Annotated in this window: 12 protein-coding genes; 8 read left to right on the top strand and 4 right to left on the bottom strand. The window is 57.4% G+C overall.

The window, feature by feature from the left end; genetic code table 11:
* Window positions 1-2,886, top strand: a 2,886-nt coding sequence (locus B3Y70_RS10090) for an AAA family ATPase (RefSeq protein WP_288589731.1), incomplete at its 5' end; no start/stop codon positions are given.
* 35 nt (window positions 2,887-2,921) lie between these two features.
* Complete coding sequence (locus tag B3Y70_RS10085) at window positions 2,922-4,541, top strand: hypothetical protein (protein ID WP_278350960.1); 1,620 nt, start codon at window positions 2,922-2,924, stop codon at window positions 4,539-4,541.
* 153 nt (window positions 4,542-4,694) lie between these two features.
* Here B3Y70_RS10085 and B3Y70_RS10080 read toward each other — a convergent pair whose 3' ends face one another.
* Entirely contained in the window at window positions 4,695-6,101 is a 1,407-nt protein-coding gene (locus B3Y70_RS10080; protein ID WP_278350961.1) for an SPFH domain-containing protein, read from the bottom strand.
* 220 nt (window positions 6,102-6,321) lie between these two features.
* Here B3Y70_RS10080 and B3Y70_RS10075 point away from each other — a divergent pair, with 220 nt between their 5' ends.
* Window positions 6,322-6,759 carry a YtoQ family protein gene (locus tag B3Y70_RS10075; RefSeq protein WP_014422944.1) on the top strand — a complete coding sequence of 146 codons (438 nt, stop codon included), beginning with the start codon at window positions 6,322-6,324 and terminating at the stop codon, window positions 6,757-6,759.
* A gap of 51 nt (window positions 6,760-6,810) precedes the next feature.
* The gene (locus B3Y70_RS10070) at window positions 6,811-7,698 is read left to right on the top strand and encodes a DNA ligase (protein WP_011787102.1); all 888 of its coding nucleotides are present in this window, start codon (window positions 6,811-6,813) and stop codon (window positions 7,696-7,698) included.
* A gap of 1 nt (window position 7,699) precedes the next feature.
* Here the strand turns inward: B3Y70_RS10070 and B3Y70_RS10065 are convergent, their stop codons facing one another.
* The gene (locus B3Y70_RS10065; RefSeq protein WP_278350962.1) at window positions 7,700-8,299 is read right to left on the bottom strand and encodes an ATP-dependent zinc protease; all 600 of its coding nucleotides are present in this window, start codon (window positions 8,297-8,299) and stop codon (window positions 7,700-7,702) included.
* Window positions 8,300-8,502: 203 nt separating this feature from the next.
* Here B3Y70_RS10065 and B3Y70_RS10060 point away from each other — a divergent pair, with 203 nt between their 5' ends.
* From B3Y70_RS10060 to B3Y70_RS10050, 3 genes are all read left to right on the top strand, one after another.
* Window positions 8,503-9,420, top strand: coding sequence for an esterase/lipase family protein (locus tag B3Y70_RS10060; protein WP_288589729.1), 918 nt, complete (start codon window positions 8,503-8,505; stop codon window positions 9,418-9,420).
* A complete protein-coding gene (locus tag B3Y70_RS10055) occupies window positions 9,417-9,713 on the top strand; it encodes a hypothetical protein (protein ID WP_278350964.1) in 297 nt (98 codons plus the stop codon). Before B3Y70_RS10060 ends, B3Y70_RS10055 begins: the two co-directional genes overlap by 4 nt.
* 120 nt (window positions 9,714-9,833) lie before the next feature.
* On the top strand, window positions 9,834-10,412 hold the full coding sequence (locus B3Y70_RS10050) for an outer membrane beta-barrel protein (protein WP_011787098.1): 579 nt from the start codon (window positions 9,834-9,836) through the stop codon (window positions 10,410-10,412).
* A gap of 73 nt (window positions 10,413-10,485) precedes the next feature.
* On the opposite strand, the gene cysK is transcribed toward B3Y70_RS10050, so the two are convergent.
* Together cysK and B3Y70_RS10040 are read right to left on the bottom strand one after the other, a co-directional pair.
* On the bottom strand, window positions 10,486-11,457 hold the full coding sequence (gene cysK, locus B3Y70_RS10045) for a cysteine synthase A (protein WP_288589728.1): 972 nt from the start codon (window positions 11,455-11,457) through the stop codon (window positions 10,486-10,488).
* Between the two features lie 16 nt (window positions 11,458-11,473).
* Window positions 11,474-14,350 carry a transporter substrate-binding domain-containing diguanylate cyclase gene (locus B3Y70_RS10040; protein ID WP_286894574.1) on the bottom strand — a complete coding sequence of 959 codons (2,877 nt, stop codon included), beginning with the start codon at window positions 14,348-14,350 and terminating at the stop codon, window positions 11,474-11,476.
* A gap of 181 nt (window positions 14,351-14,531) precedes the next feature.
* Here B3Y70_RS10040 and B3Y70_RS10035 point away from each other — a divergent pair.
* On the top strand, window positions 14,532-14,881 hold a 350-nt coding region (locus tag B3Y70_RS10035), incomplete at its 3' end, for a DUF815 domain-containing protein (RefSeq protein WP_288589727.1).

The raw sequence follows: 14,881 nt of genomic DNA, 5'->3' as shown, positions 1-14,881 counted from the left end.
ACCGAACGTTTCAGCAGCCCGGAAGAGCTGCATGCCTTCTTCGCCTCTGATGCCATGGTTAGCCGGTTGCGCAGCATGGCCGGTGAGTTGCGGGAGCTGGGTGCCGCCATGGAGGCGGACGATTGCCTGGGCCAGCTCAAAGCGGCTCAGGACACCGCCCTGCGCAGTGTTCGGGACAAGGCCGATATCTTTGAGGATGGCGGTGCCGTTATCCGGCTGGGCAAGCACAAGTTCAGCGTTAACCAGCGGGAGCTGGATCTGACCCTGATTCCCCGGGAGGATCATGTCCTGCTGCACCTGACCGGAACCCAGTATTACGAGCGCCTGGAGGAGCCCGAGCTGGATCGCCTCCGGGGCTACTGGAACATGAGCCAGCCCTCGGAATCCGACCGGGTGTACCGGGCGGAGTATCTGTCGGCACTGGTGATCGAGGAGTTCCGCAAGACCGGAGACCTGCCGGTCAATGTCGCGGATCTGGATGAGCTGACCGGTTACATCCGCAAGTTCGCCTCGCCCCGATACCGGGAGGGCTACGAAAAAGGCATCCACGATCACGACGCAGCGCTGATTGTCAGTACGCTGTGGCCGGCGATTCAGAACGCCGGGCTGCTGCGCTTCAGCCCCAGGGCGCGGGCACTGGCCATGCTGTTCTGGGCCGGGTTGAGCCAGCAACAGAGCGCGGGCCAGCAACTGCGTTCCCGGTGCCTGTCTGCCGGCATCCTCAGCCGCATGATGCAGTCCGATGAGCTGCTGGAATCCCTGCAACAGGAACTGGAACCGCAGCTCGCAAACTTTGTGGAAGAACAGCAATTGAGCCTGGCCGGGCCGGGCAGCGATGGGCGCAGCCTGGTGCATTCCGCAGCCCAGTACCTGGTACGGCAGCTGGCGGAAGAATCCGAAGCCTTCGATATCACTCGCTATGCCGGGGATCTGGCAACCGGCTTTGTCGAGGCACTGAAACGGGATAACCAGTTTGCCCAGTATCAGCAGGCACTGGAGGTCGTGGCCGATCAGCCGGCCGCTCGCTGGAGCATCACCAGCCACTGGTTGAAAGCCTGGATGGCCAAGACGGATCAGCAGCATCTGCTGCACTATCTTCCGGAGGCCGTGGTCGTGCTGAACGTGGGCGAAACGGTGAAAACCTCGGTCCGCAGTGTGGAACTGGCGTTCCAGATTGAGGGTCTGCTGGGCCAACACCCTCGCATTGAAGAGCGCACGCTCAGCCTGCAACTGGATGAATTTGACGAGCGTCTGCGATATCACCAGCAGGAGATCATTCCTGGCTGGCAGCAGTTGCAGGAGGTGCGGCAACAGGTACTGGAGAAATGGCGTGGCCAGTTACGGCTGGACGAGTTCCGGCCCCGCCCGTTGTCGTCGTTCGTACGTAACAAGCTGATCAGCGAGAGTTACCTGCCGATCATTGGCGATAACCTGGCCAAGCAGATGGGCACGGCGGGTGAAGACCGCCGCACCGACCAGTCCGGGCTGCTGATGATGATCTCGCCGCCGGGCTACGGTAAAACCACGCTGATGGAATACGTGGCCAACCGCCTGGGTCTGATCTTCATGAAGATCAACTGCCCGAGCCTGGGCCACGACGTGATGTCGCTGGATCCCGAAAAGGCACCTCATTCCACCGCCGAAGCAGAGCTGATCAAGCTCAACCTGGCGCTGGAAATGGGCAACAACGTGATGTTGTATCTGGACGATATCCAGCACACTCACCCCGAATTCCTGCAGAAGTTTATCTCCCTGTGTGACGGCACGCGCCGCATAGAAGGGGTGTGGCGCGGCAAGACCCGCACCTACGACATGCGTGGCAAACGTTTCTGTGTGGTGATGGCGGGTAACCCCTACACCGAGAGCGGCGAAGTCTTCAAGGTCCCCGACATGCTCGCCAACCGGGCCGACATCTACAACCTGGGTGACGTGCTCTCGGGCATGGAGCATGCCTTTGCGCTGTCCTACATCGAGAACAGCCTGAGCTCCAACCGGGTGCTGGCACCGCTGGCCACCCGGGGCATGGCGGACTTTTACCGGTTCGCCGATCTGGCCGAAGGCAAAACGGTGGCGGATTCGGACTTTGAACACGACTACAGCGCCGCCGAGCGCGATGAAATCGTTGCCCTGTTGAAGAAAATGATCCGGGTGCGGGAAACCGTGTTGCGGGTCAATCAGGCTTACATTGCCTCCAGCGCCCAGGCAGAAGCGTACCGCACCGAGCCCACCTTCAAGCTGCAGGGCAGTTACCGGAACATGAACAAGCTGGCGGAGAAGCTGTCGCCGGTGATGAGTGACCAGGAACTGGAAGCCCTGATTGATGACCACTACCAGGGCGAGGCTCAGCTGCTGACCTACGGCGCCGAAGAAAACCTGCTCAAGCTCAAGCAGATGCGCGGCACCATGAACGACGAAGAAGCGGCACGCTGGCAGGCCATCTGTGAAGAATACCGCCGCCGTCAGCAAGCCGGTGGCGACGAGGAAACCGGGGTGAAAGTGGTTCGCCAACTGGGGCTGATCTCGGAACATCTGCAGCAACTGGGGCAACAGCTGGTTGCCGGACTGGACAGCGGAAAACACCCGGAACCCGATCTGGACAAGGCTCTGAGCCAGTTGTCCCGTTCCCTCGAAACCGGCCTCAGCGAAGGCCTGCAATCGGTACAGCTGAATCCCGCTGTCACCGTCAACCTGGACAGCCCGCCCCAGGTGGGCGACGCGCTGATGGCCTTCGCCCGGATCTTTGAAGGATCCATTGTGCCGCTGGTGAAAACCATGGATGGCAAGCTGGATCTTGATCTGAAAACCCAGCAGGAAATGAGTCGGGTGCTGAGAGTGATCCGTGACTTGCAGGACAGATTGCTCACCCAGGATGGAGCTCAGAGCTAAATCGTAAACAAGGCAAGAAAAGGATGTTGCCTATCATGATCAAGGAAGATGTGCCTGTGCCGGCCGCCACTGAGTTTATGGAAGCACTCAATAGTGGTAACCACCTGAAGCTCATTCGGGAGTGGGGTGACGTGCTGTTTCACACCGTGTTCATTAGAGAACACCCGGGGCTCGAATTACCAATGCTGTACAGTGTTGATGATCACCACAGTTTTTTGGCAAGCCCGGATGCAAATGAAGTGCAAGAAGCCCTCCAGGAGCACCTTGTCTTGGCGGAAGACGCCGATGTTTTCGTCAGGGCCGTACCGTTACGGGAGTTGGCCAGAAACGCCCACATGCTGGGAGCCTGGCTGAACTGGTTTGATGCCAAGATCATCATGGACAGTTCACTCATGGAACTGTTGGGGATGAAAGCCTTGGTGACGCTGGATGATGGGCAAGAGAGACTTTATCAAGCGAAGGTTTATGCCTCCCCTGCAGTGAATAAGAGCGGCACCTCGGCTAACGTAAGCGCCCAGATCTGGAAAGTCAGTGATATTGAGGGTGGGGCCGGCCTTCAGCGGACCCGTGAGTTCTTTGTTTATGATGACAGCAAATCTTTTGCGTTCGCAGAAAACGAAGGCTCAATCCTCTCTTCATGCAAGCTCAGCCAGTTAAGGGCCAAGGAGGCGATGCTCTTTGGCACCTGGGCGTCGCCTGTCTATAACTTTGAGGCTGTAACCAAGGATGCAGTTAGGGAAGCGGATCACCTTGTTGAGGACACCTATGTTCCTCACCCATCATTGCTGGATGAGGCGTTACTGGACTCATTTCGTGAACTTGAGCGGGCTATAAACAATGAGATCATGCCCGATGCACGCCGGCTTCATCTGGACGTTAGCAAAGGTCAGGTTTTCGCCGAACTGGAAGAGCCCGGAGATGACGAGCTGGATAGAGTCGAGGGCCGTAAATTCTGCATTGTTTTTGATGATCACCCAGAGTGGTGCCTGTGGCTGGGCGGCGATGGCTTGGCAGTGACGGACTATTCGGACGAGGTCTGGTTGCCAGAATCGCCCGGACGTCATGAAGTTCGGGAATCTCTGCGTTTGAAAATAGTTCGGGCCATCGCCTGGACGTTATTCTGGAAGGGGCGAGAGCCTGGTTCGCGAGTGTCGCTGATTCCCGGGCAGTTTGCGGGGCTAAGGCCTTTTCGCCCGGATAATCTGGACCGGATCTTTCATCCTCCCCTGGACGATACCCGGTTCCCGGCACTGGCTTCTATGCCTTGCGGCGAACAACCGTTGCCTGTGCTGGTGCATGGTGAGCTACCCGAAGGTTATGTGGTTGAAGCACTGGAAGACCTGCAAGTGTCAGCGGCAGAGCTGCCAAGGGGAACACTGCGCCGAGACAGTCTGCTGTTGAATGGAGCCGTTCATTTTGGCTCGATGTGCGGGCCCATTGTGGTGCCGCAGACGGCCATCGAGTTCCCTGACGAGTGGTACACAGGTATTCGAACCTCTAACACGCAACTCATTTCCGATTTGAAGGCGTTTCTGTGGGACCAGTCCAGGGTTGTGCCTGCACCTGAAAAAGATCCGGATGATCCCGGTGCGGTGATTGGCATCTGTCTTGGGATTATGGCTTTCCTGTTGGTGCTCGTTCTTGTGCTGGGCTGAGATACGCGGCGTGGCAATGGATGGCTTGTCATAACAGCGCCTTAAGTGCAGGTCATTCGTTGAATAACAGGAAATGGTTTTGTCCTTGGTTTTTTGACAAGAGCGTTCGCAGGGTGTGACCAGAAGAGGTCACACCCACACGTCGTAGAGTATTTATGGCGCTGTCGTAGTGTTCGCCCTCCGCAACTGCTCCATAGCTCCAAGACTGGTAAATACTTCCAGGCTACTGACCGGGCTGGCGCCTGCGTCGGCCCCGACATAGTAGTCCGGCATATCGATGGTTACGTCCTTCAGGGCCGGGTACATTACCTGGGCGATATCGCGCTGGATTTCGGCCATGTAGATATCCCGGGCGGCCTGTTTGGCCAGCAGGTGTGCCTTGGCGACTTCGGCTTCCGCCAGGCCTTGCTCACGAATGGCTTTTGCAGCGTAGGTGGCGGCTTCGGCATTGGCTTTCTGGATGTCTCTCTCAGCAACCGAGATTTCCAGCTGCTTCTGTTTCTCCAGCACGGCTACGGCCTTTTCTTTCTCTTTGCGGACGGTTTCCAGTTCTGCCTGCTGACGCTCCATTTCCACTTCTTTCTGCTTGGAAATAATGGCCAGTTCCTTGCTGCGCTGGGCGTCCTGGATGGCCCTGGCCTTTTCGATCTCTTTTTCCAGCTGCGCGGTTTTGGCTTCGGCGCGGGCGGTTTCCTGGGCCTGGATCGCGGTAATCCGCTTGGCGACCAGGTCCTTCTTTTTCACCAGCAGCTCATCCAGTCGCTTCTCGGGCAGCGGACGACCAATGGTCACCTGGCGTACCTGAATGCCATAAGCATCCAGCGGGTTGGCAATGCGCTTGGCTTGGCCGGCGCTGTCCTGCAGGATGATGTTCTTCCAGACCAGCTGCACTTTCCGCTCCAGCCGGTCGCCGTCGTCATTGGTTGAAGATACGGCAGCCAGGTCGGTCTGCTCCACTTCCACCTGCTGTCGCTCGGTTTCGTAAAGGCCATTCTGCAACTGGTCTTCCAGTTGAACCTTGAACTTGTTCAGACCACCCTGGAAGAACTCTTCGCCGGTGTACTGGGTGGCGGTCACTACGGTCACGTTTTTGGCGTTCTTGATCAGCAGGGAATCGATCAGGTTGTCGTAGCTACGGAACTCACGATGCATAGCCACAATCTTTTCCGGATCTGCTGACAGTCGGAACCGGAAAGTGGCCGGAATCCGGGCGGTGTAGGTGTCAGCGAACTGCACCTCTACTTCGCCCAGCTGCCGGGTGGATTTGATCTTTTCACCACTCTCCTGGTTACCGAAACTCAGGGTCATGGCCTGATTGTAGGTATAAACGTTTGAGAAGAACGGTACCTTGAAGTGCAGGCCGGGCTCGGTGAACACGCGGATGGTGCCAAACAGGGTGTCCTGAACCACATAGGTGTAGCCCAGCTCCGTGGTAAAAAAGGAAGACATGGCCAGGAAGACCGCGAACAGCGAGCTTGCGATGGCCAACAGATATTTTTTCAGATTATTCAGAACAGCAGAGAGCATTTTCTCTGTCCGTGAGATTGCCGGGGCGTCCATTCGATACTCCAGATGGGTTCTTGGGGCGGCAGAATGTACCGGAATGTCGTAAATAGTGTGTAGGAAGATCAGTCAGATTTTTGTGGGAAAAGTCTGCATGTGGCCGGCAGTAACGTCACTGGCTTGAGAGCGCCATGCTGCGGTGGTCGTCCAGGCGCCTACATTAAAGCCGGCCCGTAGGTTAGACTGGCCGGCTTTAAACTGGCGTAAGGAGCCCAACATGATCTGGACCGTATACCTTTCTGGCGAAATCCACACCGACTGGCGCGAGCAGATTGCTGCGGGTGCTGAGGCGGCCGGCCTGCCGGTAGAGTTCACGTCTGCCAATACCGATCACGAATCCAGTGATGCCGCAGGTGACTTCCTGGGCAAGCCGGAAAACAATTTCTGGCGTGACCACCAGTCGTCCAAGGTAAACGCCATCCGCACCAAAACCCTGCTTGAGCAGTGTGATCTGGCGGTCATCCGCTTTGGCGACAAGTACAAGCAGTGGAACGCGGCCTTCGACGCCGGTTATTGTGCGGCCATGGGCACGCCATACATTACCCTGCATGACGAAGACATTGTGCATCCGCTCAAAGAAGTGGACGCCGCCGCCATGGCATGGGCTCAAACGCCGGAACAGGTGGTAGAGCTGCTGAAGTATGTAACGGCTTAAGAGCCGCAATATCGGAATTCTGTAAACAGGGACGTAACAGGGCAAAGGACTATGCCACTCTGCAATACCACCCGTGTCAGGGCGATGCCTCTGGCATTCAGTTTTATTGTTGTATCAATCTTCCTTTCAGCGTTTGGGCACGCCAGTGGCCGGCCGCCGGCTCTTCCGCTCGCCAATGTCTACCATCCCGGGGTCAACCTGGAAGAGTACTGGGTCAGTGAAAAGCTGGACGGTGTCCGGGCATTCTGGGATGGCGAGACGCTCTGGTCTAGGGGCGGGTACAGGTATAGCGCACCGGCCTGGTTTACCCGTCAGTTTCCCGCTCAACCGCTGGATGGCGAACTCTGGAGCGGTCGTGGCCGTTTTGCGGAACTATCTGGCGTAGTCCGCAAAGTTCAGCCAGTAGACCAGGAATGGCGTCAGGTGCGCTTCTACGTCTTTGATTTGCCCGAGCCAGATCGGCCTTTTGAGCAACGCTATAGACGCTTGCAACAGCTGGTGACCGCAGCAGATTCGCGTTATCTGGTACTGGTGGAACAGCGGGTAGTTGCCAGCCACGATGAGCTGATGGCCCGGCTTGAGCAAACGGTCGCGGCCGGTGGTGAGGGACTGATGCTGAAACGCCGCAAAAGTTGGTATCAGGCGGGCCGTTCAGATGACCTGCTCAAAGTGAAAAAACATCAGGATGCGGAAGCCACAGTGGTTGCTCATCTTCCCGGCAAGGGCAAGTATGAGGGATTATTGGGGGCACTGGAGGTAGAGCTGGAAAGTGGTCGCCGGTTCCGGCTTGGCACCGGGTTTACCGATGAGGAGCGGCACAATCCGCCTGCTATTGGCGCCCGGGTTACGTTCCGCTATCGCGGCCTCACGGCTACAGGCTTACCCCGGTTCGCCAGCTTTCTAAGAATTCGTAATGACGAACCGGAGAGTATCGAATAGTTCAGCCTGTCAGCGCCTTCTTACTCTTGGCGAGCTCCTCGAGGGTGCTGTATTCACACTCGTTTTCAACGATAAAGCTGCGGCCTGAGTCGATCAGGATGTTGTCATCACGCATGAAACGTCGGCCCAGCAGCACTGGATAAGAGAACTTGCCCCGGTCCGTCAGTGAAAACTGGGTTTCATGGGTTTTACCACCAATACAGAAGTCCATTTTTATCACGTATCTGCGTTGGGACGGCGCGCCCTTGCGCTTGATCAGTACGGTCCGGTATACCGGCCGTTCGAATTCTAGAATCACTTCTTCGTGATCAATATCTCCTTCACTGGGCTGGTCTTCATGGTCGCCCAAGGGCAGTTGGAACCGCACCCATTCTTCATTGTCCTTCTCGAATGGTTCGACATTGACTGCATGCAGGGAGGAGGTCTTGGCACCGGTGTCGAGACGGGCTTTCAGGCGTATGCCGGTTTCGCCCATTACCACCCATTCCACAAACCCCATAACCTCGGGTTCCGGTGTGGCCTCTTCTGTGCTTTCGGCCGATGCCGGAAGCGCGGAAAAAATCAGGCTTGTCAGAGTGAGTAAGAGAACGGCAGATCGCATTAGATGCTTCCTTGTATTTTCCCGGTTAAACGACAAATACGGTTCGGAAGCGTATCAGGATTCCCTCTCTGTCGCCCTTGCCGGCAGATTAAACTTCCTTGAGCCGAAGCGTTGGCAGCCATTCGCCCGTGAGCCGTATTCTGGCCCGATTATCGCCATAGCCTTTGTCCCTGTCAGGCGTACACTGGAGCTATCAACAGGAGATGATGATGGCACCTCAGGTCTCAACCGGGCGAATCCAGCAACAGGTAGCGGCCATCGCCAGTGGCTTTCTTGGCGACTGGCTGGAGCATCGTGGCAATGGTCTTGCCGTTCCTATGTCCGTATTTGCCGGAGATACAGAGCTGCAGGTAGAGAAACCGGAACCCGAGGCGCCCGGTCGTACTTTGTGCCTGTCCATCCACGGACTCATGGAGCTGGAGTCGGTATGGGATTTTCCCTCGCGGCCCGGGCACCACTATGGCAGCCATCTGGCGGAACAGCTTGGCGATGCCAGCGCCCTGAAACTGCGTTTCAACACTGGCCGGCCGATCTATCGGAACGGCCAGGAGCTGGCGGCCCTGCTTGAATCCCTGGTCAGCAACTGGCCCGTCCCGGTACAGCGGTTGATCCTGATCGGGCACAGCATGGGCGGATTGCTGATTCGAAGTGCCTGCCACTACGGCATGGTGAACAATCATGCCTGGATCACCCGGTCACCGGATTGCGTGTACATCGGTTCGCCACACGATGGCTCCTGGTTGGCGGTTGGTGCCCACCGGGCTGCCGGTTGGTTAAATCGGAGATCCCGGGACTATCTGAGGGTGATTGGCGAAGTGATCGACCTGCGTAGCCAGGGTATCCGTAATCTGTCTCGGGGCGATGTCCTGGAGCCCGGTGTGGAGCCCCAGCCACTGTTACCGGAGGCCCGGCACTATGTGGTCAGTGGCCTGCTCCTGCGCGGTCAACAACACCCTGTGAACCTGCTCTTTGGTGACGCCTTGGTGCAGCAGGCCAGTGCTGAAGGCGCTGGCCAATCCGGCTGGCAACTGGCGGGCTGTGCGAATTTTCCGGGTGTGGATCATATCGGCCTGGCACACCATGCATCGGTGTGCCAGCAACTGGAGGACTGGTTGGTATGAACAACGGTAATAGCGACATGCACTGGTGGCTGGGCCTGGTAGATCTTCTCGCTCACGGTGTGCAACACGGCGCGGTGAAACTGCAGCGGGTTCATTTATCGGTAGCCGAAGAAAGCTTTCGGATACTGGAAACTGTGCCGGTTACCCGGCCCGGAGCGAGAGTGGTTCGGGTATGGCACCACGGTATTTCCCGGCTGAGTTACGGCAGTGTGGTGCTAGCGGGAGCTGCCGTTGCGCGGGCTGCTGGCGGTTATCTGCAGGTACGAGATGACAGGAAAGTGAATAAATCTTAGTCCGGTTTTAACCCGGTACCCCTGAATTCTTCTGTAGGCTGGTTTTACGCAATCGGGAAACAGGATTTCCGATTGATCGTTTTGACGAACGGAAAACCCAACCACAGAGGAAAACGCGTTATGAGCTACAAAGCTGGATTTGCGTGTGCAACTGTTCTGACTGCTGCCGTCTTCACTGCCCCTGCTGTCTGGGCTCAGGATAATGTCAGCCGCGACAAGTCAGGACCGTACATCAGTGGTAGTTACGGGGGATACAAGGCCCACGGTGGCGAATTCGAGGACGAGAACGATCTGCTTGGCGCGGCTCTGGGCTATCAGTTCAACGAATTTTTTGCCCTTGAAGCCGAGTACATCGATTTTGGCAATTTCGGCGATGATGACGTGGAAGGCAAGCTCAAAGGCGCGGGCCTGAGTGCCATCGGTCGCCTGCCATTGACCGACAGCTTTGGCGTTTATGCCAAGGCCGGTGCGTTTGCTTCCGCGTTTGATGTTGAAGCCTTCGATGAGGACGAAACCTACGATGAGGTGAATCCTTTTGTCGGTGCCGGTGTCGACTTCCGGGTAACCGAACAGCTGACGGCGTTTGCTGAGTACAACCGCTACAATGTGGACATCGATGAAGACGACTTCAACGGCCAGGTAACCAACGACGGTCCGGATTTCGATACCGGTCGGGTTGGTCTGAAATTCCAGTTCTGACACTGGCGTCAGTCGTTAAAAAAAAGCGCAGCCCTTAGAGGCTGCGCTTTTTTGTATTCAGGCACGGTGAGAATTACTGCTGGTTCTCAAGCTCGCCAAAGGTATCGGCAAACAGGGCCGACGAGAGGTAACGCTCGGCCGAATCCGGCAACACCACCACGATGTTCTTGCCCTGGTGTTCCGGCTGTTTGCTGACCCGAATCGCGGCCACCACCGCAGCCCCGCAGGAAATACCGCACAGAATGCCCTCTTCCCGCATCAGGCGATGGGCCATGGCCATGGCGTCCTCGTTGGACACGGCCTCTACCTGATCGACCAGGTCTAGGTCTAGGTTCTTGGGTACAAAGCCGGCACCGAGACCCTGAATCTTGTGCGGGGAGGGTTTGATCTCGTCGCCCCGCAGTGTCTGGGCAATGACCGGTGAATCCGCCGGCTCCACCGCCACGGTGGTAATACTTTTGCCCCGGGTTTGCTTGATGTATCGGGATACGCCGGTCAGCGTGCCGCCGGTACCAACGCCGGCAACAAAGATATCCACTTCACCGTCGGTATCGTCCCAGATTTCCGGGCCGGTGGTGTCCTCGTGAATCTTCGGGTTAGCGGGATTCTGGAACTGCTGCGGCAGGAAGTGGTTGTCCGGGTCGGAGGCAAAAATATCCTCGGCCTTGGCGATGGCGCCCGGCATACCCTTGGCGGGTTCGGTGAGTACCAGTTCGGCTCCCAGGGCCTTGAGAACCTTGCGCCGCTCCAGACTCATGGAGGCCGGCATGGTGAGAATCAGCTTGTAACCGCGGGCAGCGGCGACATAGGCAAGGGCAATGCCAGTATTACCACTGGTTGGCTCGACAATGGTCATGCCCGGTTTCAGGGTGCCGCGTTTTTCAGCATCCCAGATCATGGCGGAACCAATCCGGCATTTGACCGAGTAGGCCGGGTTCCGGCCTTCGATCTTGGCCCAGATCGTTGCGCCATCGTTTACCCGGTTCAGTTTCACCAGCGGTGTGTTACCGATGGAGAGGGAATTGTCGTTATAGATACGTGCCATGTTCTGCTCCTGTTCCTTATGTCTTGCGTCCGGTCTGTCTTGCTTCCAGGCGGTTTCGACCATTGCCCTTGGCGGCGTAGAGCGCCTGATCGGCCTGCCTCAGATACTCCGCCGGTGAGCCGGTCGGCTCGGGCACGCCATAGGCGAGGCCAATACTGACCGTCAGTTCGATCGGGCTACCCTGGCAGGTATCGCACTGCCGGTTGGCAACCGCTGTCCGGAAACGTTCCAGTCGGTCCATGATATCGGATGCGTCTTCGTAACTGGTGAAAATTATGAATTCCTCACCACCAAAACGCGACAACCGGTCGGTTTCCCGGCGGAAGTGCTCCCGCATCACATCAGCCAGTGCCTGAAGGCACTGGTCACCGGCTTCATGGCCCCAGGTGTCGTTGATTTTCTTGAAGTGGTCGGCATCCACCATGGCCACCGCGAAGCCGGTTTTATGGCGCTGGCACCACTGGAAGCTGCGGGGAAACTCGCGGTCGAAATAGCTGCGATTACCCAGTTGAGTGAGATTGTCGGTTACGCTCAGCCGTGATAATGCTTCGTTGGCCTCGGCCAGCTCCCGGTTCAGGCGGCCGAGCTTGCGATTCCAGTACACCAGCAGAGCCGTTATCACAAGGCCGGCAATCAGAATCTGCCAGAAACGGGTGTAATCAACCCGTTCCTCAATCCGGAGATTACGCCAGGTACTCTCCAGGTTTTCCCTCTCCTCTCGAGTGAGGCTGGAAACCAGCCGCTGCATGATGTTGTGCAGTATAGGCTCGTCATTTCGAGTAGCAATGGCCAGAGACCAGTCGGCAGGAACCCGGCCGATCACTTTCAGGTCGGCCAGGCCGAGTGACTGCATGTAATAACTGGCGGTCGCCAGCGTGGTGATGTAGCCGGCCAGTTTGCCGTTTTGCAGCTGCCGTAACCCTTCTTGCTCGGAGCCAACCGGAACAAGCTGCAGCGAGGGGTAACGTTGCTTGAGGAGCTCGGCAAACGCGTAGCCGTCGACCACGCCAACGGGCCTGTCTCCCATATCACTCAGCCGTTCTATAAACGGTGCCTCAATACGCCCCATGATGACATTAGGCACTTCAAGGTAGGGTGTGGTGAAGCTCATATAGCTGGTGCGTTCCGGGGTTTCCATAGCCAGAGGGAACATGTCACAGCGGCGGTCGCGGGCGGCGTCGATGGATTCCCGCCAGCTGTCGGTTGGCACCAGTTGGAAATTGAGGTCACCCCGTTCCCGGAACAGCTCCAGTACCTGGGCTGAGAGTCCAACATGCTGGCCATTCTCGACAGCTTCCAGTGGGCTCCAGTCCGGATCGACACAAATACGGACTCTGCGATTATGCTGTCGCAGCCAGTCGGATTCCGTTTCGTTCCACTCAATTCGGCCACTCGGTTGATCTGCCCGGCGGGCCGTGGCGCCGAGCCAGCGGGTTTCGATGGTTCTCTGTTCGGTGGGTGAGATTGACGCCAGAGCCTGGTTCAGGATATCTGCCAGGGGCGACAGGGTCGGCCGGATGCCGAAACGCAGGTCCTCTCCGGTGAAACCGGGAAGTAACAGTTCGCCGGCAATACGTACGCCGCTGATGCCAAGTTCATGTATCCAGTAATTGCCCGAATGCAGGGCATTGATCACCACATCCACGTCGCCCTTGGCCAGTGCCTGGAACATGGGCTCCTGAGCACTGAAGGTGAGCAGGTTGTCTGTGCCCAGAATTTCTTTCACTGCGTCTTCGTAATAGATGCCGGCACCAATGGCCAGGCGGTAGTCGCCCAAGTCCTCCAGCCGGGTGTAGTTCAGGCTGTCACTTTGGGTAAAAACAACATTGGGAATTGTATGATAGGGCTCGGTGAAACGGGCAAAGGCTTCCCGTTCCGGGCGATAGGACATGTTCGCCATGATATCGATATCGCCGTTCTGCAGCATTGGAATCAGCTCGTCCCACTGGCCGCGTACCGGAATAATCTGCAGGCCGGTAAGGTCGGCCAGACGATCCATAACGTCCACGCTCAGGCCCAGGGTTCGGCCGCCATCGGTAAAGCTGAACGGAGCATAATCGTCCATGAAACCAACTCGAACCGGCCCGAGGCTGGCCAGGAACCGTAGTTGTTCGGAACTTAAAGGCAGCCTGGCGGATTGTTCCGAAGAATAGCCACCGAACTCCTGCCAGCGTTCGCGCAGATTACTCAGGCGGTTTGTCGGAATGGCATCCAGCCCGGCCTGTAAACGGTCTAGAAGTAGCTGGTCGCCAACTCTGACGCCAATTCGAAAGTCTTCCCGCGATAACTGGTTCAGCGGTGCGGGCCCGGCCATCTCCAGAAAACGGAAGCCGGCCTGGTTGGCCAGGTACTCCATAGTCAGGCGTGGGCCAACGGCTACATCCACCCAGCCAAAGGCCAGGGCCCGCACCAGGCTGGGCAGGGTGTCGTAGGTCTGTATGGTGAGGTCTTCTTCCTGCAGCCGATCCAGGTAGTATATGTTCTCCACCACCCCGATCTTCAGGCCTGCCAGGTCCTTCAGATTCTGGATTGGGGGCAGGTAACGAGCGCTGTCGCGCATCAGGTAGACTTCGCGAAAATGGTAGGGTTCGGTAAACAGGATCTTTTCAGCCCGCTCCGGGCGCCAGGAAATACCATCAATGGCGTCCAGATCGCCCCGCAGGAATGCCGCGTAAATGTCTGGCCAGCTGCCGGCCCGGAAATCGAAGGTCAGGTTGGCGTTACGAGCGACTTCTCGCAGGACGTCAATGGAAAATCCCGTTGGGATGCGTCCCTCGAAAAAACTGTATGGTTCGTTATCGGCGACTACGCCGATGGTAATCACCGGAGGTCTGTCCGCAGGGGACTCTGCCCGGGCGAGCCCGGCAACAACCAACAACAATAGCAGAGCCATGAAAGATAGCCGGGAGACGACTAAGATCGGGCGCTGTAGCGTTGAAAACGTGGGGACTGTCAAAATGAACCTTCTATGTTGCTTACCGCTACAGTGTAGTTGCAAATCGTAACCTCTGACAGTCATAACTGGCCAGAATTCATACAGACTTTGTGAAATCTTCAACGAGGAACCGCAGCCCATGGCAGAACAGGCGTTTGATTGGCAACACACACCAGCCGCCGTCTGGCGGAGGCATCGTTCAGGCTTGCGGGCCATTCGCCGGCTGGACCCGGTGCAGTGGCCGGCGCTGACCGGCATCGACCACCAGAAGCAGGCACTGGCAAGGAACACCGAACGTTTTCTGGCGGGTGAGCCCTCCAATAATGCGCTGCTCTGGGGATCGCGGGGGACGGGCAAATCTTCGCTGATCAAGGCCTTGCTGAACCGCTATTGCGATCAGGGCTTGCGCATGATCGAGGTGGACAAGGACGACCTGGTCAATCTGCCTGAAATTGTCGACGACATCTGCGATCTGCCGTTCCGGTTTGT

It is taken from the genome of Marinobacter sp. UBA5687, assembly GCF_002420325.1.
Classification (GTDB): Bacteria; Pseudomonadota; Gammaproteobacteria; order Pseudomonadales; family Oleiphilaceae; genus Marinobacter; species Marinobacter nauticus.
Note: the sequence above shows the minus strand (reverse complement) of the source record. Positions and strands in the feature narration are given on the sequence as shown.